24 protein-coding genes are annotated in these 23,143 nt (G+C 40.3%); 22 read left to right on the plus strand and 2 right to left on the minus strand.

All coding sequences use genetic code 11. From position 1 onward, the window contains the following. Positions 1-60: 60 nt before the first annotated feature. Positions 61-1,458 carry a protoporphyrinogen oxidase gene (gene hemY, locus F0342_RS06085; protein ID WP_149155383.1) on the plus strand — a complete coding sequence of 466 codons (1,398 nt, stop codon included), beginning with the start codon at positions 61-63 and terminating at the stop codon, positions 1,456-1,458. Between the two features lie 135 nt (positions 1,459-1,593). Here hemY and F0342_RS06090 read toward each other — a convergent pair whose 3' ends face one another. Then, entirely contained in the window at positions 1,594-3,000 is a 1,407-nt protein-coding gene (locus F0342_RS06090; protein ID WP_149155108.1) for a glycoside hydrolase family 18 protein, read from the minus strand. Between the two features lie 187 nt (positions 3,001-3,187). Here F0342_RS06090 and F0342_RS06095 point away from each other — a divergent pair, with 187 nt between their 5' ends. The 3 genes from F0342_RS06095 (at position 3,188) to F0342_RS06105 (ending at position 6,985) form a co-directional block, all read left to right on the plus strand. Next, complete coding sequence (locus F0342_RS06095; protein ID WP_149155109.1) at positions 3,188-3,763, plus strand: TetR/AcrR family transcriptional regulator; 576 nt, start codon at positions 3,188-3,190, stop codon at positions 3,761-3,763. Between the two features lie 121 nt (positions 3,764-3,884). Continuing rightward, complete coding sequence (locus F0342_RS06100) at positions 3,885-6,083, plus strand: YhgE/Pip domain-containing protein (protein ID WP_149155110.1); 2,199 nt, start codon at positions 3,885-3,887, stop codon at positions 6,081-6,083. 149 nt (positions 6,084-6,232) lie between these two features. Next, positions 6,233-6,985 (plus strand): FixH family protein, encoded by a 753-nt coding sequence (locus F0342_RS06105; protein WP_188048426.1) that lies wholly within the window; start codon positions 6,233-6,235, stop codon positions 6,983-6,985. Between the two features lie 64 nt (positions 6,986-7,049). On the opposite strand, the gene yhfH is transcribed toward F0342_RS06105, so the two are convergent. Beyond that, positions 7,050-7,184 (minus strand): protein YhfH, encoded by a 135-nt coding sequence (gene yhfH, locus F0342_RS06110; RefSeq protein WP_079533738.1) that lies wholly within the window; start codon positions 7,182-7,184, stop codon positions 7,050-7,052. Positions 7,185-7,380: 196 nt separating this feature from the next. Here yhfH and F0342_RS06115 point away from each other — a divergent pair, with 196 nt between their 5' ends. The 18 genes from F0342_RS06115 (at position 7,381) to F0342_RS06200 (ending at position 22,936) form a co-directional block, all read left to right on the plus strand. Further along, positions 7,381-8,115, plus strand: a complete 735-nt coding sequence (locus tag F0342_RS06115) for an MBL fold metallo-hydrolase (RefSeq protein WP_149155112.1) — start codon at positions 7,381-7,383, stop codon at positions 8,113-8,115. An 11-nt stretch (positions 8,116-8,126) separates the two neighbouring features. Beyond that, positions 8,127-9,113: a lipoate--protein ligase gene (gene lplA / locus F0342_RS06120; RefSeq protein WP_149155113.1), complete on the plus strand. Its 987-nt coding sequence runs from the start codon at positions 8,127-8,129 to the stop codon at positions 9,111-9,113. Between the two features lie 178 nt (positions 9,114-9,291). Continuing rightward, positions 9,292-9,771, plus strand: coding sequence for a flavin reductase family protein (locus F0342_RS06125; RefSeq protein WP_149155114.1), 480 nt, complete (start codon positions 9,292-9,294; stop codon positions 9,769-9,771). 23 nt (positions 9,772-9,794) lie between these two features. Beyond that, positions 9,795-11,273, plus strand: coding sequence for a 4-hydroxyphenylacetate 3-hydroxylase family protein (locus tag F0342_RS06130; protein WP_149155115.1), 1,479 nt, complete (start codon positions 9,795-9,797; stop codon positions 11,271-11,273). A 107-nt stretch (positions 11,274-11,380) separates the two neighbouring features. Continuing rightward, on the plus strand, positions 11,381-12,133 hold the full coding sequence (locus tag F0342_RS06135) for an IclR family transcriptional regulator (RefSeq protein ID WP_149155116.1): 753 nt from the start codon (positions 11,381-11,383) through the stop codon (positions 12,131-12,133). Between the two features lie 28 nt (positions 12,134-12,161). Then, positions 12,162-12,713, plus strand: coding sequence for a 3-hydroxyanthranilate 3,4-dioxygenase (locus F0342_RS06140; protein WP_149155117.1), 552 nt, complete (start codon positions 12,162-12,164; stop codon positions 12,711-12,713). Then, positions 12,704-13,762 (plus strand): amidohydrolase family protein, encoded by a 1,059-nt coding sequence (locus F0342_RS06145; protein ID WP_149155118.1) that lies wholly within the window; start codon positions 12,704-12,706, stop codon positions 13,760-13,762. The genes F0342_RS06140 and F0342_RS06145 overlap by 10 nt, the downstream gene beginning before the upstream one ends. Continuing rightward, positions 13,710-14,180, plus strand: coding sequence for a RidA family protein (locus F0342_RS06150; protein ID WP_149155119.1), 471 nt, complete (start codon positions 13,710-13,712; stop codon positions 14,178-14,180). The genes F0342_RS06145 and F0342_RS06150 overlap by 53 nt, the downstream gene beginning before the upstream one ends. Before the next feature lie 82 nt (positions 14,181-14,262). Beyond that, entirely contained in the window at positions 14,263-15,738 is a 1,476-nt protein-coding gene (locus F0342_RS06155; protein ID WP_149155120.1) for an aldehyde dehydrogenase, read from the plus strand. A 16-nt stretch (positions 15,739-15,754) separates the two neighbouring features. Then, on the plus strand, positions 15,755-16,552 hold the full coding sequence (locus F0342_RS06160; RefSeq protein WP_149155121.1) for a 2-keto-4-pentenoate hydratase: 798 nt from the start codon (positions 15,755-15,757) through the stop codon (positions 16,550-16,552). A 12-nt stretch (positions 16,553-16,564) separates the two neighbouring features. Continuing rightward, entirely contained in the window at positions 16,565-17,440 is an 876-nt protein-coding gene (locus F0342_RS06165; RefSeq protein WP_149155122.1) for an acetaldehyde dehydrogenase (acetylating), read from the plus strand. Between the two features lie 30 nt (positions 17,441-17,470). Next, entirely contained in the window at positions 17,471-18,493 is a 1,023-nt protein-coding gene (dmpG, locus tag F0342_RS06170) for a 4-hydroxy-2-oxovalerate aldolase (protein WP_149155123.1), read from the plus strand. A 13-nt stretch (positions 18,494-18,506) separates the two neighbouring features. Beyond that, positions 18,507-19,307 (plus strand): 2-keto-4-pentenoate hydratase, encoded by an 801-nt coding sequence (locus F0342_RS06175; protein ID WP_188048428.1) that lies wholly within the window; start codon positions 18,507-18,509, stop codon positions 19,305-19,307. Between the two features lie 2 nt (positions 19,308-19,309). Further along, complete coding sequence (locus F0342_RS06180; protein ID WP_149155124.1) at positions 19,310-19,489, plus strand: tautomerase family protein; 180 nt, start codon at positions 19,310-19,312, stop codon at positions 19,487-19,489. A 35-nt stretch (positions 19,490-19,524) separates the two neighbouring features. Beyond that, entirely contained in the window at positions 19,525-20,064 is a 540-nt protein-coding gene (locus F0342_RS06185; RefSeq protein WP_149155125.1) for an FAD synthetase, read from the plus strand. Between the two features lie 59 nt (positions 20,065-20,123). Next, positions 20,124-21,155, plus strand: a complete 1,032-nt coding sequence (locus F0342_RS06190; RefSeq protein WP_188048429.1) for a TRAP transporter substrate-binding protein — start codon at positions 20,124-20,126, stop codon at positions 21,153-21,155. 26 nt (positions 21,156-21,181) lie between these two features. Beyond that, a complete protein-coding gene (locus F0342_RS06195) occupies positions 21,182-21,655 on the plus strand; it encodes a TRAP transporter small permease (protein WP_149155127.1) in 474 nt (157 codons plus the stop codon). Further along, positions 21,656-22,936 (plus strand): TRAP transporter large permease, encoded by a 1,281-nt coding sequence (locus F0342_RS06200; protein ID WP_149155128.1) that lies wholly within the window; start codon positions 21,656-21,658, stop codon positions 22,934-22,936. The last annotated feature ends 207 nt before the right edge of the window (positions 22,937-23,143 follow it).

The raw sequence follows: 23,143 nt of genomic DNA on the forward strand, positions 1-23,143 counted from the left end.
CCGCTTTAGTCCTTCTCTATTGTTCAATAAGATATATTGTTAAAGAAGGCGATGAACGTGTTGGAACAACAAAATAAAAGAGTCGTGATCATAGGTGGAGGGATCACCGGATTAACGACTGCGTACTACCTGCAACAGGCAATAAAAGATAAAAACCTTCCCATCGAAATGAAGCTTGTGGAAGCAACCCATCGACTCGGTGGAAAAGTGCATACCTTGAAAAGGGACGGTTATGTGATCGAAAAGGGACCGGATTCATGTTTAGCCAGCAAACCTGAAGTTTCCCGCTTAGCGGAACGGCTGGGAATCGAGGACACGCTCATTCGGAACCGTAAAGGCACATCCTATGTGATAGCGGGCGGTGAGCTGTACCCTATACCCGGGGGATCCATCGTAGGTATTCCAACCCAAATCGCTCCTTTCATTACGACCAGTCTGTTTTCGTTGACCGGTAAAATGAGGGCTGCCGCTGATTTCGTTCTTCCCCGATCACAGGAAATGGAAGACCAGTCATTGGGTAAATTCTTCCGACGAAGAATGGGGGATGAGGTTGTTGACCATTTAATTGAACCTCTCTTAACAGGCATCTTTGCCGGGGATATCGACCAATTAAGCTTAATGTCAACCTTTCCGCAACTCTATGAACTAGAACAAAAACATCGTAGTTTAATAGCAGGTATCAAAAAGAGCGGTCAATCTGCAAACTCGAATGAAAATGGAAACTTCCTGACATTTACAGGAGGGCTTCAATCTCTTATCGATACCATGGAAGCAGCACTGATCCCGAATACAGTATACAAGAGCATGAAAGTAACCAGCATAGAAAAAGAAGCCAGCAATGATTACACGATTACTTTCACAAACGGTGAGCAGTTGGAAGCCGACAGCGTAATCGTCACCACACCTCATCATGTAGTACAATCCATGTTTCCCTCGTATCCTTTCTTAACCTTTTTAAAAGAAATGCCGGCTACATCCGTAGCAACTGTAGCAATGGGATTCACACAAGATGCTATCAAAAAAGACATTGCCGGTACGGAATTTCTTGTATCAAGAAACAGCGATTATTCCTTGACGGCGGGAACCTGGACCCATAAAAAATGGCCACACACTGCCCCGGAAGGAAAGGCACTATTGCGATGTTACTTGGGGAAATCCGGTGACGAAACGATCGTCGATTTATCTGATGATGAAATTGAGCAGATTGTCCTTGAAGATCTGAGCAAAGTCATGGATATAGAGGGTGCCCCGGAGTTTACAATCGTGTCCCGTTATAAGAACTCCATGCCTCAATATACCGTAGGCCACAGGGAACGGATTCAGGACATGTTTAATCAGGCTGAAGCAATTCTGCCTGGATTATTTATCGCCGGGAGCTCTTATGAAGGAGTAAGTATTCCTGACTGTATCGAACAGGGGGAAAAGGCTGTATCGAAAATAATGGAGTATCTGAAATAGGATACGGGAGACCGCCAGGGTTGGCGGTCTTTTTTGTATCTAATAGGGTTGGGGAACTAATAGGAAGCTAGGCGAATTTTCTTCAAACTGAACCAACAGAAAGACACCTCCTGCAGACAACAGGAGGTGTGCCCCTCACTTCACAACCCTATACCTGGAATGCTGCAGCATCCAATTCTGAGGAAATGCAGATCCCAAAACCCAGTAACTTAATCCTCGCAGTCTATACTCATCCACCGTTTTCTGTTTGGCCAGCATGCTTCGTGCGTCTTCAAACCAGACTTCATGCTTTTGACCGGTTTCATCCCAATAGGTGAAAAAAGGGGATTGATATACATCGTTGTATTGAATTCTTACACCATATTTGCTTGCGAGATCAAGTGCTCCTTGAGGAGAGACCGTTTTGGCGAAGGTCCCGTAGACCCATGGAACTTTCCAATCGCGCCCGTAGAGGGGGGCGCCCATCATGATTTTGTTTCTCGGGATGACGGTAACGGCGTAATCAAGTACTTTCTTCACTTCATTAATCGGGGCAATCGCCCATGGTTTGCCGCCTGCCCAACCCCATTCGTATGTCATGATGACAACAAAATCGACAATTTCTCCGTGTGCTTTATAGTCATGGGCTTCATATAAAAGTCCTTTTTGATCAGCTTTAATTTTAGGTGCAAGGGCCGTCGACACAGAGTATCCTTTAGGATTTAGTGCTGCAACGGTTCTTCTTAAGAAAGTATTATAATTTTCCCGGTCTTCGGGATATACATATTCGAAATCAAAATTTAAACCTTTATAGCCCTTCGTCTCCATTTTTTTTACGATAGATGAGATTAAGGTGTTTTGCAGAGATTCACTTCTTAGGATGGTGGCAACAAGATCAGAGTCGAATTTTCCGCCTGTAAAATTCGTGAGAACCAGTAAAGGGTCGACGTTTTGGTTGTATGAGGCTGAAATTAAAGCACTATCATTTAACTCAGTGACCGAACCGTCTTCTGTAATGGAATAAGTGAAGGGAGTCAGGTAGGTGAAATAGCTGCCCAAACCGTTCACTTCTGCTACCCCTTCACTGTCTGTCCGGGTAATGTAGGCATTTACTTCCGTCGTGAGTTTCGTGTTTGGAATCCTGATTTGCTGGTTTGGATAAATGAGAGAAGGGTTCGCAATAGAATTGGCATTTAATATTTCCTGTAGCGGGACTTTATAGTTATAGGAAATGGTATAGAGAGATTCACCTGACTTTACTCTATGGATAAAGGAAGGCATTACGATCAATTGACCAACGAATAGCATGGCAGGATCAGAAATCTGGTTGAAATCGATCAGTTCTTGTAAACTTATATTGTATTTTTGGCTAATGCTATACAAAATGTCTCCTGGTTGCACGATGTATTCTTTTAAAGGTTCCGGAATGAGAAGACTTTGTCCAATCACTAGAATATTGGGATTTTTCAATTGATTTCCGTATGAAATTTGATTGATTTCGACACCATATCTTTGTGCGATCGACCAAAGAGAATCCCCGCTTTTTACAACATAAATATTCATAAGACACCTCCAAACAAACCTTATCTTTATAGCCTATTCAGAAGGGCTTATTTTATATGAAAGATGAATAATATACTAAAAGAAAAAAATCACTTGTATATTGGCAAGAGATGTGATAAATTTATTAATGTTCATTAAGTGACTAAATTACAAATTTGGTCAACTGGTCATATTAAGGGGTGAGGTCATGGCGATTGATCGAAAGAAACAGGTTCTGGATGCTGCGACGAATTCGTTTTCACTGTTTGGCTATAAAGCAACGACGATGGATCAAGTGGCAAAATTAGCGAACGTAGGAAAAGGAACAATTTATACGTTTTTTAAAAATAAAGAAGAATTGTTTGATGAAATTGTATCATCGCTAATCAATGAAATGAAACGGGAAGCGGAAGAAGTGATTGATCCGCAGGAAACCTTCTCGGAAAATGTTCATCGTGCATTGTTCCGCATGCTTGAATTCAGGAAAGAGCATAAGCTGACCATCAAGCTTTATCAAGAAGCCCGGGAAATGGGAACTCCTGCTGTATCAGAAGTCATTGATCGCATGGAGAAAGTGGTCATTGAATTCTTGAGTCAACGAATTGAAAAAGCGATTGCCTCAGAATCGATTAAGCCATGTAATCCCGAAATGACCGCCTTTGTTATGTTGAAGATGTACGTTTCACTTATTTTCGATTGGGAACGAGCGCATGGTCCCCTTGATAAAGATGAAATTGCCAATCTCTTTGAACTCTATTTAATTAAAGGGTTATCGAAACGATAGTCCTTTACTTTTGGCAGCGAATGACTAAATGGGTGAAATGGTCATTTATTTTTTGGGCTAAAATGACCGTTTGGACTAATTGGTCAGTTATTCAAATTCAGAAAAATAGTAGGAGGAAAACATGAAGAATTCATTTATTGGTTCAGAATTCAAAGCGATTTTAAAAAATAAGAAACTTCTCATCCCGATTCTAGCCGTTCTTTTCATCCCAGTTTTGTACAGTGGTATGTTCTTATGGGCATTTTGGGATCCATATGAACAGTTGTCAGACTTACCTGTAGCGGTTGTAAACAGCGACCAGGGAGCAGAGTTTGACGGGAAGGAATTGCATATTGGAGATGAACTTGTAGATAAACTGAAGGATAGTGACCAATTCGACTTTCATTTTATCGATAAAGAAGAAGGCTACAAAAATTTAGAGAAGCAGGATTATTACATGCTTGTTGAGATCCCGGAGGATTTCTCTGCAAACGGAACAACATTATTAGAAGATGATCCTAAAAAGCTTTCTCTGAAATATGTGCCTAACGAAAGCTTTAACTTCCTGTCCGCCCAAATCGGTGATACGGCGATGAAAGAAATCAAAGCAAGCCTTTCGAAGTCTGTTTCTGAAACATACGCTGAGACTATGTTTGATAAAATTAAAGAAATGGGAGATGGCTATCAAACAGCCAGTGATAAAGCTGGCGAAATCAATATTGGGGCGCTCGATTTATCTGAAGGTGCCGATAAGTTAAAGGATAATTTAGCCGTCTTAGCTGAAAAGAATGTCGAGATGAATGACGGTGTGGCGAAAACGCGAGCAGGTGCCGGTGAACTTGCCAAGGGTTCTAAAGAATTATCGGACGGTGTCGGCGTCATGAAGGATAAATCCCTCCAATTATATGAAGGAACAAAGAATGTCCAATCAGGGATCGATGCCCTTGCAGCCGGAATCGATAGCAGCAAGGTTGGTTTAGAGCAGGTGGATGCAGGTTTAAATAGCGCAGTGGACAATACAGCCAAGTTGCACGCCGGATCTCAAAACCTGGCCGAAAAAATCGGTGTTCTTCAAGGTGGAGCAGATAGTGCGAAAGCAGGTGCTCAAGCCATCGAAGCAGGGGCTACAAAGCTCGAAGATCAACTGGCACCATTTATGGGAAGCCTTCCAGAAGAAAAACAGAACGAATTACAGGCAGCAATCGATCAGATTAAACAAGGGGCAACTGGTCTTCAAACAGGTACCGGGACTCTAAGTACTGGGGCATCCGAGCTTCAAAAAGGAGCGAATTCTCTTGCTGGAGGAATCGGGGCATTAAATGATGGCCAAAAGGAACTTCAAGGGGGAGTCGGACAATTAGTAGACGGCTCAGCCCAACTTGATCAAGGATCAAACCAGCTTCAAGCAGGTCAGGGTGAAGTTGTGAAAAATTTTGGCATATTAAATGATAAGCTTGGAGAAGTGTATCAAGGTACGGTAAGTGTTGCTTCAGGAGCAAGCGAACTAAGTTCAGGCCTTAACAAAGTTTACAATGGTTCCACTCAATTAACAGATGGGTCTAAGAAACTTGCCGATGGTTCAACAGAATTAGCAGAAGGCTCAACGAAACTGTCAGATGGAACGACAGAATACGAAACGAAATTAAAAGACGCGGCCAAAGAAGCCAACAGCGTAAAAGCCAATGGAGATACGTACGACATGATGGCTGCCCCGGTAGATGTGAAAAATGAAAAAATCAATCATGTTCCAAACTACGGAACTGGCTTTGCTCCTTATTTCTTATCTCTCGGATTATTTGTCGGAGCACTATTGATTTCGATTGTATATCCATTGAAAGAACCAGCAAATCATCCATCAAGCGGAATGAGTTGGTTCCTGGGTAAATTCACTGTTCTTACAGTAGTCGGGATCGTTCAATCATTGATTGCAGCAGGCATATTGCTGCTGGGATTAGGTCTTGAAGTGGAAAGTGTACCATTATTCTTACTTTCAACGATCATTACCAGTCTTACATTCCTGGCCCTCATCCAAATGCTAGTAACGATATTAGGTGATCCGGGACGCTTTGTAGCAATTATCATATTAATCCTTCAATTAACTACAAGTGCAGGGACATTCCCATTAGAATTAATCCCTACTGCATTACAGCCAATCAGTGCATTGTTACCAATGACATACTCAGTGGCAGCATTTAAAGCAGTCATTTCAAGCGGGGACTTTGCCTTCATGTGGCAAAACCTCCTCATCCTCCTGGGATACTTCGTTGTGTTTGTCATTTTGACGTCTGTATTCTTTGTAGGACTGTTCAAGAAACAATATAGAAAAACAGTAGAAGCTTAAGGGAAAAAAAGGGAGATGTCACACACATTTCCCTTTTTTTCTTCATAAAATGGACAAACCATCCGTAAGTATGAGAGTGTATACTAATTGGTAAGAAGTACATAATGGTGAGACATATAAAAAAGAAGAACGTTAAAGGAGAGTTTAGGATGAAGAAGATAAGCTTGTTTGTACTGGTAGGTTTTCTCGCATTGATTATCGCTGCCTGCGGGAATTCAAATGAAGATAACGGAGCAAAAGAAGATGAAAAATTGGAGGCTATTGAGGCAAAGTTGGACGTGCCTGAAAAAGGAGAAAAGGGAGAAACCGTTTCGCTTTCCACTAAAGTCACTCAAGGTGAGGAAAATGTAGAGGATGCGGGGGAAGTCAAATATGAGATTTGGAAAAATGGTCATAAAGAAGAAAGTGAAATGATTGAAGCTGAGCATGATAAAGAAGGAGTATACAAAGCTGAAAAGACGTTTGAAGAAGACGGCATGTATACTGTGCAAGTCCATGTAACAGCCCGTGATATGCACACCATGCCAAAAGCTGAAATTGCGATTGGCGAAGTAGAAGTTGAGGAACATGGTGAAGAAAGCGGCGACGATCACCACGGTCACCACGAAAGTTCTGTTTCCATCCATCTTATGGAGCCTGATGTGATTAAGATGAATGAGGAAGCAGAAATGAACGTTCATGTGGAAAATGAAGAAAAAGCACTGGAACAAGCAGAAGTGCGGCTGGAAATTTATAAAGAGGGTCAAGAGAAACATGAGTGGGTAGACTTAACTGCTGGTGAAGCCGGTAAGTATAACGGTTCCTATACATTCCCGGATAAGGGGACTTATAATGTACAGGTTCACGTGACCAAAGGTGAGGAAATTCACGAACACACAATGCAAACAGTAGAAGTACAATAAACATAAAAAGGATGCTCTTCAGTTTGAAGAGCATCCTTTTTATTACCCCTTTGATTCTTAATTCTTAATACTCGTAATCAGTCGTACATTTTTCGCAATAAATGCCGTAGCATTCATGCTGCTCTTCAATTGTATCTCCACATTGTGCACAAGACTTAGGCGGCAAATTTCGAAAGAACTCCACAATATTTTTTACCATGTTAATCACCCTCCGTAAATTTGTTTTCACCCATCAATTGTTTGTGTTATATAACTGATGTGTTAATTTATTTTATTGTATTATAACAGTATGAACTTCGTCAACGATTAATTCAAAAATAGGCGAAAAAAATGAAAAAATAGGCACAATGAAGTATAGTAAGGGTACATCCTAAAGCGAAAGGCGATGTTCAAAAATGAAGCTAACCGTTATTGGTCAATGGGGCGGGTATCCGAAGGCAGGAGAAGCGAGCACCGGGTATTTACTTGAACATAAAGGCTTTAAACTGCTTATTGACTGTGGAAGTGGTGTTCTATCCCACCTGCAAGTTCACGTAGAAGCAACAGATTTAGATGCGGTCCTTCTGTCCCACTATCATCCAGATCATGTGGCAGATATAGGTGTACTACAACACGCTTTATTGATTCAATACTTTCTGGGGAAAAATAAGGGTACATTACCTGTGTATGCCCATAGAGAAGATCAACGGGGTTACGATACGATTACATATAAAGATTTAATGAAAGCCCATGAATACAAGGAAGATACATCATTATCGATTGGTCCTTTCACAGTAACATTTGTAAAAACCAAGCACCCCGTGCCATGCTACGGGATGAGAATCGAAGCAGAAGGCAAATCGATGTTCTATACAGCAGATTCTGCATTCAAAGAGTCATTTGTTCCATTTGGGAAAGACGCGGATGTACTGCTATGTGAATGCAATTTCTATGGAGGGATGGATGCCTCGAACGCGGGTCATATGTCGAGTCTCGACGCCGGAAATCTTGCTCAGAAAACCAATGCCGGAAAGCTCATTCTCACACATTTACCTCATTTCGGCGAACTGGAGCAACTGATCACGGAAGCGAAAACCATTTATAACGGCGAGATATTGTTAGCGAAAAAAGATATGGAAGTAGATATTTAGGAGGACGAATGATGTTATTTATCAATAATAAAGGAATCACGGATCCAAGGATCAATCTTGCTATTGAAGAATATGCACTGAAGAACTTAGATATTAATGAGAGTTATTTATTGTTTTATATTAATGAACCTTCCATCATTATCGGGAAGAACCAAAATACGATCGAAGAGATTAATACAGACTACGTGGAGAAACAAGGTCTTCATGTCGTTCGCCGCCTTTCCGGTGGGGGAGCGGTCTATCACGACTTAGGAAACCTGAACTTCAGCTTTATCACGAAGGATGATGGAGAGAGCTTCCACAACTTCAAAAAATTCACTGAGCCTGTTGTAACAGCCCTTCATAAACTGGGGGTGAAGGCGGAGCTTAGCGGACGTAACGATATTATCGCAGAAGGCAGAAAGATTTCCGGAAACGCCCAGTTCTCCACTAAGGGTCGGATGTTCAGCCACGGAACGCTGCTGTTCGATTCCGAAATGGAAAACGTCGTATCAGCTCTACGGGTTAAAAAGGACAAGATTGAATCAAAAGGGATCAAGTCGATCCGTAGCCGTGTGGCCAACATATCTGAATTCCTGTCAGAAAAAATGACCATCGAACAATTCCGTTCAACCCTTCTGGATTATATTTTCGACGGAAGCGACGTAGAAGAATATGTCCTGACGGAAGAAGACTGGAAGAACATCCATGAGCTCTCAAAAGAACGTTATCAGAACTGGGATTGGAACTACGGTAAATCACCGAAATTCAATCTTCAACATTCTCACCGCTTCCCGGTCGGATCCATTGACGTCCGTCTCGAAGTGAACAAAGGGAAAATTGATAACTGTAAAATTTTCGGTGATTTCTTTGGGGTCGGGAATGTAGAAGACATCGAAGATAAGCTGACAGGTACACGCTATGAACGAAAAGACATTGCCGGAGCATTAGAGGGTGTTGATATTCAACACTATTTCGGGAATGTGACGAAGGATGAATTCGTGGATTTGGTGTATTAACAATTAATAACTCTCCTTTAATAAGGAGGGTTTTTTTTGTTTGAAAAAATACTACAAAAAGTATCAGATTTTTCAAAAAATAATCTGAGTATTTCACATTATGAAATTATCATAAGTTTTATTTTTTAAAAGGCTATAGTATGGAGACAGATTAAGAAATGAGGAGGTGGCATGTAAAATGGATATTCGCGATTTAAGAAATTGTTTTGGTAAGTTTGCCACAGGAGTAACGGTTGTTACTTGGAAAGGTGATAACAATCAGAATCATGGCATTACAGTAAATTCGTTTACGTCTGTCTCTTTGGACCCTCCATTAGTATTGGTATCTATTGATAAAAAAGCCAAAGCCTATGAAAGAATGAAAGAAAAGCCTTTTGTTATTAATATATTGGCAGCTGGTCAGGAAGCTGTGGCTTGGCAATTTGCCGGAAAAGAACAACAAGGACTGCAAATCGAATGGGAAGATACAGAATGTGGCCCACGTATTAATGGATCATTAGCTACAATCGAATGCAATCCTTGGAAGGAATATGAAGGAGGAGACCATGTTCTATTTTTGGGAGAAGTTCAAAATTATCATTACGAAGAAGGTAATAGTTTAGTATTTTTCCAAGGTAAATTCTTAGAAATTAATTCAATCGACAACTATGTAAAATAATAGTAGTAAAGGGGGATGTTTAAATGACAATTCGTACTGGTGCCCAGTATATAGAAGGTTTGAAATCTCGACAACCAGAAGTTTGGTTAGGAGGAAAGAAAGTAGAGGACGTATATGAGGAAGAAGTATTCCGCCAGCCAATTCATGAAATTGCAAATCTCTACGACATTCAAAATGACCCAAAATACAAAGAGGATATCACTTACATATGTGAAGAAACAGGTGAGCGGTATTCCCATGCATTTAAAGTCCCTAAATCGTATGAAGATTTAAAGGCAAGAAGCAATCTTTTTGAAGTTTGGGCTAAAGCAACCTTTGGGCTTATGGGAAGAACACCTGACTTTCTTAATGTAACGATCACTGCAATGGCCAGCAATAAGTGGTTTCTGGAACAATACAATCCGGAATGGGCACAGAATATGGTGAACTACTACGAATATATTCGCGCCAACGACTTATTCTTGACTCATGCCATCATTAATCCTCAAAATGACCGCAGTAAAGCCTCTCATGAACAGGAAAAAGAGTTTACACATCTAGGGGTAGTTGAAGAAAGACCTGATGGTTTTATCGTAAGAGGAGCCAAGATGTTAGCCACACTGGCGCCAATAACAGATGAAGTGATCATTTATTCATTCCCAGGGTTTCAGCCAGGCGATGAGAAGCATGCCATTGCATTTGCTTTACCTATAGACACACCGGGGCTGCGAATTATTTGCCGAGAGCCGATGCAGGATGGAAAACGATCTGTATTAGACCATCCACTCGCTTCGAGATATGAAGAAATGGATGCATTACTTGTCTTTAATGATGTATTTGTTCCAAGTGACCGTATTTTTATCAATCAGAATATTGAAGCTGCCAATCTATTATATCCAAAGACTGGAATTGGCCAGCAGCCTGCTCATCAATCAGGGGTAAGAGGATTAGTAAAATTGCAATTTGCTTCTGAAGTAGCAGCTAGAGTGGCAGATGCCATTGGTGTGGACGGATATTTAAACGTTCAAACACAATTAGGGGAGCTTATGCAGTCTGTTGAAGCAGTACGCGCGTTATTAAGAGTGGCAGAATACGAATTTGAAACGACGTCAAGCGGTGAAGTGAGACCGGCCGGTACACCTCTTGAGACCATTCGTGGGATGTTGCCTAAGCTTTATCCTCGCGCCATTGAGGTGATGCAAACGGTCGGTGCTGGTGGGTTATTGATGTCACCTACATTCGCTGACTTTGAACAACCTGAACTTAGGGAAGATGCTCAGAAATATTATGTAGGACGTGAAGGAGTTCAATCGGAAGAACGGGTTCAAATATTTAAACTTGCATGGGATTTATGTGGTGAAGCTTTTGGACAGAGGCTACTGCAATATGAGCGTTATTATTCAGGAGATCCTCTAAGAAGATTGGGGCGTTTTTATGCAGGGTTTAAACGGAACCACTCTTTTGAAATGGTTGATGAAGCATTAAAAGGTTCAAAAGACCTTCAAGGACAACCGACTCCATAAATGTAAGCGCTTTAATATTATTTGGTTGGAAGCAGGTAATTCAACAAGATTTGTCAAAGTTCTTAAATTGGTGCTATTAGCCAATAGTAGGATGAGGGGGATAACAAGTGATTTCTTCTGTGAAAAAGATTTCCAAAATTCTGAATTGTTTCACCAATGATGAACCGGCATTAGGCAATAATGAAATTGCCGAAAGACTAGGAATGAATCAAAGTACTGTCCATCATTTAGTGCGTACCCTATGTGAAGAAGGAATGCTGATTCAAGATAGCCGAAAAAAATACCGATTAGGCTGGAAGCTATTAGAATGGAGCAATCACGTTATGTATCAGCAGGATATATATAGTGAGGCAACGCCATTCTGTGAGAATCTAATACGAAAATTTCACGGTACTGTCCATATTGGAATGTTCGATTCAGGAGAAGTACGATTCGTTTTAAAGGTGAAATCAAAAACATCGCTTCCCGTACCCACATATGTCGGGGCAACGAAACCTGCTTATTGTACGAGTACGGGGAAGATTTTATTGGCTTATAACCCTTCGCTGATTAAACCTACGATTGCTAAGGGCCTTTTACAACGTGCACCAAATACAATTACCTGTATTTCAAAATTGAAAGAAGAGTTAAAGCAAATAAAATCCCAAGGATTTGCGATTAGCAATAATGAAAATGAACTAGGGCTATATGGTATAGCGGCACCTATTCGGTCATATACGGGTCAAACGATTGCTGCGCTTAATATGGTTGGACCGATCACATATATGAATGGCAGTAATCGCAATGAAATGATTAGAAGTGTGGTAAATACAGCTGAAAAAATTTCAAAAGATATCGGCTATATAAGCAGTGTATTGTAACAACTACAATCATTCAGGAGGTAATGAAATGACTACTCAATCAAAATCTTTCTTAAAAACACGGGTATTGGATTTATTGAAAACAATTGAAGAAAATAAAGATTTATTGAAGCCGCCAGTGAATAATAAAGTGCTTTGGGAAGACTCTGAATTTATTGCCATGTTACTTGGAGGTCCCAATAAACGTCGTGATTTCCATGTGGATCCTTCTGATGAATTCTTCTATCAAATTAAAGGCAACGCATACGTAGAGTGCATTAATGATGAAGGAAAACGAGAAGTTGTAACTGTGGGAGAAGGTGAGATATTTATGCTGCCGGCAAATATACCACACTCTCCTCATAGAGTAGCAGATTCCTATGGAATTGTTTTAGAAAGAAAAAGGGACCAGGGAGAACTTGAAAGCTTTGTATGGTTCTGTGATAAATGTGACCATGAAATGCATCGGGCGACTGTTCAACTGACGAATATTGAAACACAGGTGAAAGAAGCGATAGAACATTTTAATTCAAGTGAAGATCTGCGTATATGTGAAAATTGTGGTTATAAAATGCCCCCTGAAGCTGAGGAATGGAAATGAGAGTAGATTTTCATACCCATATCATTCCGAAGGACCTCCCGGATTTTGCTGATAAATATGGAGGGAAATGGCCGGTTCTTCATCAAACATGTGCGTGTGGAGCTAATATTTTAGTAGAAGGAAAGATATTTAGAGAAGTGACTGATCAAGTGTGGAGTCCAAAAAAGAGAATACAGGATATGGATAGAGAAGGTGTAGACATTCAGGTGCTTTCTCCCATTCCCGTCACTTTCTCTTACTGGGCAAATAAGGACGCAGCACTTGAAATGGCACGAATTCAAAATGACTTTATTTCAAAAACCGTTCAAGAGAATCCCTCCCGTTTTGTAGGATTAGGGACTGTTCCCATGCAGGATGCAGCAACAGCAGTAGCTGAAATGGATCGTTGCATTAATGAATTAAATTTATACGGAATTGAGATAGGTACAAATATAAATGGCGAAAATTTAGATGCACCTGAATTCCTTGAATTTTTTGAAATGGCCGAGAAATGGAATGTACCTTTATTTATTCATCCGTGGGAGACGATGGCTAAGGACCGAACACCTCGACATAACTTTATGTATACCATCGGAATGCCGAGTGAGACAGCTCTTGCCGCTGCCAGTCTTGTTTGGAGTGGTGTGATAGAGAAATTTCCTAATTTAAAAATTTGTTTTGCCCATGGTGGAGGATCGTTCCCGTACATTTTACCAAGACTGGATCAAGGGTGGAAAGTATGGCCGCAATTACGATTAACAACGCATCCACCAAGTCATTATGTGAAAAATTTCTATTTTGACTCCTTAAACTATGATTCTTTAAATGTGAACTATCTAATTGATCGATTTGGTCATGAGAAAGTAATGATGGGGTCAGATTATCCATTTTTATTAAGAGAGATTCCACCAGGAAGAGTAATAGATGGAATGAACGAATTAACAGACGTTCAAAGACGAATGATCTTAGGTGAGAATGCGTTGAAATTCTTAAATATAAAGGAGTTAAAATCTGACTATGGAACAAAAACTAATGACACCAGAGGAGAAACTTCAAAGTCTGGGACTTAAGACTTCTCCTGTACGCCCTGTTGTGGGGAATTATGTTAGTAGAGTTCGTGTTGGCAACCTGATTTTCACTTCTGGTCAAGGGGTCGATGAGTATCATGGAAAGATTGGCAGGGAATTTGATGTACAGGAGGGTTATCTGGCTGCCCGTCAATCCATGATGAATCTATTAAACGTGTTGAAGGATGAACTTGGAGAACTTTCAAGAGTCAAGAGAATCGTGAAAATACTAGGATTTGTCAATTGTACAGATAATTTTACGGATCAGCCAAAAGTAATGAATGGTGCGTCTGATTTATTAGTAGAGGTTTTTGGTGAAAAAGGTAAGCACGCCAGGTCAGCTGTGGGGATGGCACAATTACCTGGAGGAACTGCCATTGAAATTGAAATGATTGTAGAAATTGAAGACCCATTAACTTAAATGAAATGGAAAAAGGTGACATGTTGTTTGTCACCTTTTTTCAAAAATAATAACGTGTGAATAGTAGCAGGGGGGACTTTCAGTGCATTTAAAAGAAAAATCCAATCAGAAAGTTAGACCAATAGATTGCAGACATTTCATTAATGGTGATTATAGAGATTCATTTGATATGAAAACATTCGAAAATATTAATCCAGCTACAGAGGAAAAAATCGGAAACGTTTCAGAAGGAGGTAAGAAGGAAGTAGATGAAGCTGTAAAAGCAGCGAAAACCGCTTTAAAGGGACCTTGGAAAACCTTCACTTCAAGCCAACGTTCTGCCGTTTTAAGACGTATTGGCGACCTGATTCTTGAACGTAAAGAAGAATTAGCTGCACTTGAATCCATGGATACCGGAAAACCTTATCAAATGGCACTTGAAATTGATATTCCAAGAGCTGCCTATAACTTTCATTTCTTTGCAGACTACTTGACCTCTATGGGAACAGAGGCATATCAGCAAGATCAACAAGCCCTTCATTACTCCATTCGCCGGCCAGTTGGGGTAGTGGGAATGATCAATCCTTGGAATCTGCCATTATTACTTCTTACATGGAAGATGGCACCTTGCCTTGCAGCTGGAAATACAGCAGTTATGAAGCCTGCTGAGTGGACTCCCATGACAGCTACAGTACTGGCAGAAATATGTAAAGAAGCTGGAGTACCAGACGGGGTAGTAAATCTAGTTCATGGTTTTGGACCTGGCTCAGCAGGGGCTGCCATTACCGAACATCCTGACGTTGATGCTGTTACGTTCACAGGGGAAACCAAGACAGGAACCGCAATTATGAAAGCCGCTGCCCCATCTTTAAAGAAACTATCATATGAACTAGGTGGGAAAAACCCTAACATCATTTTTGCAGATTCCGACTTGGATGAAGTGATCGAGACGACACTTAAATCAAGTTTTATGAATCAAGGGGAAGTATGTCTGTGTGGTTCCAGAATTTATGTTGAAAGTTCGGTGTATGAATCCTTTTTAGAAAAGTTCGTTGCTAGAACAAAAGAGCTTATTGTAGGTGATCCTTTCTGTGATGAAACCAAAGTTGGCGCAGTAATAAGTAAAGAACACTATAATCGAGTGTTGGGCTACATACAATCAGCCAGAGATGAAGGGGGAACCATCCTCGCCGGAGGAGGTCGTTCTCAGGAAGAAAACAAAGGGTATTTTATCATGCCGACGATCATTGTTGGTCTTGATAAAGATGCAACATGTGTTCGTGAAGAAATATTTGGGCCTGTGGTAACTGTACTTCCTTTTGAAACGGAAGAGGAAGTCATTGAACAAGCAAACGATACTCATTATGGATTAGGGACGACGATTTGGACAAATGATTTACGAAGAGCCCATCGAGTAGCTCACCAAATAGAAGCAGGAATTATTTGGGTGAACACCTGGTATTTGCGAGATCTGCGCACTCCATTTGGGGGTATGAAACAAAGCGGTATAGGCAGAGAGGGTGGCATGCATAGTTTCGAATTTTATAGTGAGCTTTCCAATATCACGATTAAATTATAGGAAAGGTGAGCTGTCCATGTTTGAGAAAACAATAAGCGAAGAAATCAAGACCTTTTCAAATCATCTTATAGAAGCTGAGAGAAATAGAGAGGGAAGTAAACCTTTAACAGAATTAAAGCCATCGATCACGATTCAAGAAGCCTATCACATCCAACTAAAAACGATCGCCAGGAAAGTCGAAACGGGTGCGACCGTAGTGGGTAAAAAAATTGGCCTCACTTCCATCGCCATGCAGGAACTACTTGGTGTCGATGAACCAGATTATGGACACCTTCTTGATGAAATGGCCATTGAGAACAACGGAACAGTGTTGAAGCCACAAGTTCTTCAACCAAGGGTGGAGGGGGAAATCGCCTTTGTCCTTAAAGAAGAGTTACGAGGTCCTAACGTAACTGCAGATGATGTATTGAAGGCTACAGATTATGTATTACCTGCATTAGAAATTGTGGATAGCAGAATTACAGATTGGAAGATTAAATTAGAAGATACGATTGCCGATAATGCTTCATCAGGATTATTTGTATTAGGGGATCGACCAGTTTCAATAGAGGATGTCAATTTAAAAGAAGTAGGGATGAATTTCTATCGTAATGGTGAACTGATGAATACGGGGAAGGGTTCAGCAGCACTGGGAGATCCAGCATATTGTGTAGCGTGGCTTGCCAATAAACTTCATGAGTTTAATTTGACACTGGAACCTGGGGAGTTGATCTTATCAGGTGCTTTATCAGCAGCAGTATACGCACATCCAGGTGATGAATTCTCTGCTGTGTTTGATGGTCTGGGAAAGGTTTCATGTACGTTTGAAAGGTAAGGAGGAAAAGAAATGAAAACGAAAGTTGCTATAATCGGGTCTGGGAATATAGGTACAGATTTAATGAAGAAATTGCTTCGTTCAGATGTATTGGAAATAACGGCTATGATTGGTATTGACTCAAATTCAGAAGGATTAAGAATGGCACAGGAACATGGTCTTTCAACTTTTTCGAATGGGTTGGATGGATTCTTAGAAAGACATGAATTGGCAGATGTATTATTTGATGCAACATCTGCAAAAGCACATCATCACCATGCTGAAGTATTAAAAAATCTCGGTAAAAAGGTGATTGATCTTACCCCTGCTGCTATCGGTCCCTTTGTTGTTCCACCTGTAAACTTACACGAGCATTTACATGAACAAAATGTAAATATGATCACATGTGGAGGGCAAGCGACCATTCCCATCGTGCACAGTATAAATTCAGTGACTGAAGTGGAGTATGCAGAAATTGTTGCCACAATATCCAGTAGAAGTGCGGGTCCTGGCACAAGAGCTAATATTGATGAATTTACAGTTACAACAGCTAAAGGTCTTGAAGTGATTGGAGGAGCTGAAAATGGAAAAGCGATTATCATTCTTAATCCAGCTGAACCTCCAATCTTAATGAGGGACACGGTTTATTGTTTAGTAAAAGGAAATGTAAATCAAAAAGAGATTACTCAATCTATCAAAAACATGGTACAGAGAGTGAGTGAATATGTTCCTGGATACCGCCTTCGAACAGATCCTATTTTTGAAGACAATAAAGTGACGGTTTTCCTTGAAGTAGAGGGCTCTGGTGACTACTTACCGAGTTATGCCGGAAACCTGGATATCATGACTTCGTCTGCAGTGAAAGTAGGGGAAGAACTAGCTAAATATGTAATGACTCAGCAGACATAAAAATTCACCTCGAGTAAATGAGAAAGGAGAATGAGTGTGACAAATAGGGATATTACTGTGACAGAGGTAGCTTTAAGAGACGGCAGTCATGCTATCGGTCACAGCTATACAGTAGATCAAGTAATAAATGTAGCAAAAGGCTTAGATGAAGCAAACGTTCCTTATATTGAAGTCTCGCATGGAGATGGTTTAGGGGGTTCCTCCCTGCAGTACGGGCTTTCAAAGACAAATGAATTTGATTTGATATCAGCTGCTGTTTCGGTATGCAGACAAGCAAAGATAGGGGTTTTGCTCCTACCGGGAATAGGAACGGTTAAAGAATTGAAAAAGGCAGAGCAAGCAGGAGCAAGGCTCGCTCGTATTGCTACCCATGTGACAGAAGCTGATGTATCGAAACAACATATTCAAACGGCAAAAGAATTGGGTATGGAAACGGTCGGTTTCTTGATGATGGCTCACATGGCACCCATTGACAAATTAATACAACAAGCGAAATTAATGGAAAGCTATGGGGCGGATACCATTTATATTGTTGATTCTGCAGGGGCCATGCTTCCTCATGAAGTAAGGGAAAGAGTGAAAGCATTAAAGCAAAGCCTCCATTCAAATATTGGATTTCATGCACATAATAATCTTTCACTGGCGATGGCCAATACTCTTACAGCAATAGAAGAAGGAGCAACCTGGGTCGACGGGAGTGTCCGGTGTTTAGGCGCAGGTGCTGGAAATACCCAAACAGAAGTATTGATCTCGATACTGGATCGCATGAACATTGAGACTGGAATCGATCATTATAAAATGATGGATTTGGCAGAGGATATTGTAGCCCCCATTCTAGAAAAACCACAAGAAATTACAAAAGGTAGTTTAATTCTGGGCTATGCAGGTGTCTATTCGAGTTTCTTACTCCATGCACAAAAAGCGGCCAGGAAATTCAATGTTGATCCAAGAGATATTTTAGTGGAATTAGGTAGACGGGGGGTTGTTGGAGGACAAGAAGATATGATTGTAGACGTTGCCAGCGAATTATCAAAGAAAGCTACTGTATTGTAGAAAGGAGATAAAAATGGAAACTAAAACACAAAACTTAAAAAAATTAGCGGAAAACATAGATTTTCATCAGGTAAAAGGAATTGAGATGGATAAGATTACACTGGCTTATCCCAACTTAACGGTTGATGAATCCTATGAAATTCAGAAATTATGGGAACAATGTGCCCTTCAAAGGGGAGATCATAAAATTGGGTGGAAAATGGGTTTAACGAGTGTCGCAAAACAACAATCGGTTGGTGTGAATGAACCAATTTATGGGAGACTAACTCGATCAATGGAGATCAATCAAGACTCTCTCTCTCTTCAAGGATTGATCCATCCCAGAGTTGAACCGGAAATTGCATTTGTAATGAAGAAAGCTTTAAAGGGAAGCAACCTGACACCTCGGGATGTTTGGAGTGCTACAGAATTTATCATGCCTTCAGTGGAAGTTATTGATAGCCGATATAAAAATTTCTCTTTTACATTAGTGGATGTAGTGGCAGATAATGCTTCTTCTTCTCGTTTTATACTGAGTGATCAAGCATATTCCCCTTTGAGCCATTCACTTGAAAATCTGGAAGTTTCCATGTTTAGAAATGGAGAAGAAGTTCAATCTGGTCAAGGGTCTGCTGTCTTAGGGCACCCGGTCAAATCCATTATTGAATTAGCCAAAATGTTGGATCGAGATGGTCTGGGCATTGAAGCAGGGATGGTTATTTTAACGGGAGGAATAACCGAAGCGATCAATATCTATGATGGTGACTCTTTGAAGGTTGATTTTGGTCCCCTTGGATTCATTGGTTTTAATGTGTGTAAAGGGGAGGATGAATAAGGGTGCCGATTGCTTATCTTCATATTCTCGAAGGCAGGAGTCCCGAAGTAAAAGAAGAGCTTGTAAAATCTCTGACTCAGTCTATTTGTGAATGTTTAAAAACAAACCCGGAACAAGTAAGAATTTTAATAAATGAAGTTCCAAAGGGGAATTGGGCAGTTGGTGGAACGTTGAAAGAATAGTAAGTATTTAAGGTTATTATTTATTGGAGGTGCTAATGGTGCAAACACTTCATGGTCAGTCATTAACATTGCCTCAGTCGATCATAACAATTGGGGCCTTTGACGGTGTACACAAAGGACATCAATCTGTGATTACTCATGTCGTACATGAAAGCAAAAAAAGAGGTATTCCAAGTGTAGTGTATACTTTTGATCCACCACCTCGCGCTTATTTCCAAGGTGCTAAAATTCTTACCACCTTGGATGAGAAGTTGGAACGTATAGAGTCTCTGGGTGTTGATTATGCCGTTATAGCCAGTTTCAATAAAGAGTACCTAAAACAATCATCTTCCCAATTTATAAACATTCTAATGAGTTTTCACCCGGAAGAAATATTTGTTGGGAACGATTTTAGATTTGGTAATGGTAGAAAAGGCAATGTGGAAATGCTCAGGAAATCTTTTAATGTAAGCACAATGAATCCTGTTTGTTGCGAGCAAGGATCAATAATTTCCTCAACTAGAATCAGAAAGCTTATCGAGCAAGGAGAACATTTCGAAGCTAGTAATCTGTTAGGGTTACATCTGCAACTTTAGAGAATGCATTCATTGGATTTTCAATAATTGAAAACGCTTTAATAATGAATGAGGGGGAAATGAAAGTGAAAAGTTTGAAAAAATGGGGATTAAACTTGTTGAGTCTTCTTCTTATATTAGGTGTATTGGGTGCTTGCGGTTCTGGAGATTCAGAAAAAAGCAGTGGAACTGATGATAATAAGGGAAAAACGTATAGCTTTAAATTAGCTCATATTACACCACCGAGTCATATGTGGCATAAAGGGGCAGAAAAATTTAAAGAAGAGCTGGAAAAGAGATCAGAAGGTCGTATGAAAGTGGAAATTTATCCATCAAGTCAGTTAGGAACGGAAGCAGATATGGTAGAGCAAATCGCTGCCGGCTCAGTTGATTTTGGTTTGATAACAGCTGCATATATGAGCTCAAGGGAACCTTCATTTGCTGCGTGGTTTACTCCTTATGCCTTTGAAGATTTAAATGCGGCGAATGAAGCAAGAGATTCAGGGATAGCAAAGAATATTCTCAATACGATAGATAAGCAAGGTCTAGTTGGCCTGGACTATTTATTCGCCGGCCAACGAGTGATGTTGTTTAAAGATAAAGAAGTGAAGAACCCATCAGATATGGAGGGGTTAAAACTGCGTGTTACACCTAGTCCACCAATGCAGGATTTCTATCAATTCTCCGGTGCTTCTACTGAGAGGCTCCCATTACCGGAAGTATATTCTGCCGTTCAAACAGGTGTAATTGATGGAATGGACATGGACTTGGATGCAGCCATCACCAATAAATATCATGAGGTAGTTAAATATGGAGCGGTGACTAATCACATGGTTTGGCCTGCAGTGGCCATGATGAATAAAGGAACATTCGAAGGACTGTCTGAAGAAGACCAACAAATTGTCCGTGAATCCATGGCGGCAGCCGCAGATTTCGCAGCAACTACAAGAGCTGGACAAGAAGAAGAATTCAAACAAACCCTAAAAGATGAAGGTATGAAAATCTACGAACTTGATTCTGAAGTTTTTAAAGAACAGATGAAGCAGTTTGATGAGAAATATGGTCCGACAGATCCACTTATTCAAGAGTTTATTGATACCTTCCGTAAATAATAGATTAGCAATAGGGGGTCAAAATCATGAAAGCGATAAGTAACGGCATTTCTTATATAGAAAAGATACTGTCAATGATCCTGATGTTTTCGATGGCCGTTATCGTAACGTTAGCAGTCGGTTTTCGTTATATCCTTAATTCCCCATTATCATGGGCAGGAGAAGTGTCTATATTTCTGCTGATTTGGATTAGTTTTATAGGGGGGAGCTTGGGGCTGAAGTATAAGTCCCAAGCCTCCGTCACAATCTTATTAGAATATGTCTCTTCAAAAGTTAAAAGGATCATTCTTATTTTAGGGCATATGATTATGCTCGTTTTTCTCGTTCTCTTAATCTATTACAGCGTTAGTTGGATTTTATCACCTAGTGTTGCTTATCAAAAATCCACATCCATGTTAATACCAATGTGGATTCCCTATTCAGCAGTACCATTGGGTCTTTCATTTGCCGGTATCCATGTATTATCTAACCTCTTTGAGTTGGTGAAGGAGGGGAAGTAATTGACAATATTAGTGGTCTTTTGTTTCTTTATACTCCTCTTTATGTCTGTACCTATCTCCCTTGTACTGGGAATCACAACCGTACTCTATTTTCTAGTAGTAGGAAACGTAACACTTCTGTCCTCTACTCCCATGAGACTATACTCAGGGTTGGATAATTTTGGTTTGCTGGCCATTCCTTTATTTATGCTGGCTGGAGAGTTAATGAATGGTGGTGGTATCACTACAAGGTTAGTAAAGTTTGCAAGAGTCTTAATCGGTCATGTTAGAGGCGGACTCGCGTATGTCACGATTATTGCTAACATGTTTTTAGCTTCCATACTGGGATCAGCTAATGCTCAGGCTGCCATGATGAGTAAAGTAATGGTTCCCGAAATGGAAAAAGAAGGATACGACAGAGAGTTTTCGTCAGCATTAACATTAGCCTCTTCCATAGTAGCTCCAATCATTCCGCCCAGCATGATCTTTATCATCTATGGAACTCTATCTGGTACTTCCATTGGTGGTTTGTTCATGGCGGGAATCATTCCAGGTATCATGTATGGAATCGGTTTTATCAGCTTAATTGCCTTCCTTGGGTATAAATATAATTTTAAGAAGTCGACAAGAGCTTCTGCTAAAGAAATAATGACGAGTTCATTAAGTGTTCTTCCGGCATTACTTGTTCCATTCATTATTATATTTGGAATATTGAGTGGAGCATTTACAGCCACGGAGTCTGCTGCTATCGCCTCACTAATAGCCTTTATTGTAGGAATGTTATTCTATAGGGAACTAAAGTGGAGAAAAATCCCTGGTATTTTAGTGAATACAGTGACGGCAACAGCGACGGTTACTTTTTTAATTGCAATGGCCAATATCTTTGGCTGGATGATAGCATTTGAACAAATCCCACAAGCGATCGTAACGCAAATGACATCCTTATCAGATAACCCTTTTGTTTTCCTGTTATTGGTGAATATACTACTGCTATTACTAGGTGCGGTACTGGATGGAATAGCGGCCTTAATCATATTAGTACCTGTTTTTATGCCTCTAATCACGGCATTTGAAATCGATCCGATTCATTTTGGAGTCATCATTTGTATTAATCTCACCATAGGTCTTCTCACACCTCCTGTAGGGACAGGTTTATTCATTGTTTCCTCGATAGCAGATGTGAAATTTGAAAGACTGGTAAAGGCAACCATGCCATTTCTCATGATGGGGATATTCATCTTATTTATCATTACCTATTGGGAAGGGGCTGTAATGTGGATTCCGAATAAGCTTGGACTATAGATTACAAAATGTTATGAGATCTGTTTACTCGTGTGACTCGAGCCAACTTTCCGTGATCATACAGATTATCTGTTCAGACTCGTTTCCAATGCGATTTTTGCACAATAAGAAAATGGAAGAGCCGTCCAAATTGGGCGGCTTTTTTTCTACAAGATACTTGTATTAATACTATTCTTTATATAGAATATATTTTGAATACTTTTAATA

Origin of the sequence: Bacillus sp. CH30_1T (assembly GCF_008364765.1) — a bacterium.
Taxonomy (GTDB): Bacteria; Bacillota; Bacilli; order Bacillales; family Bacillaceae_B; genus Rossellomorea.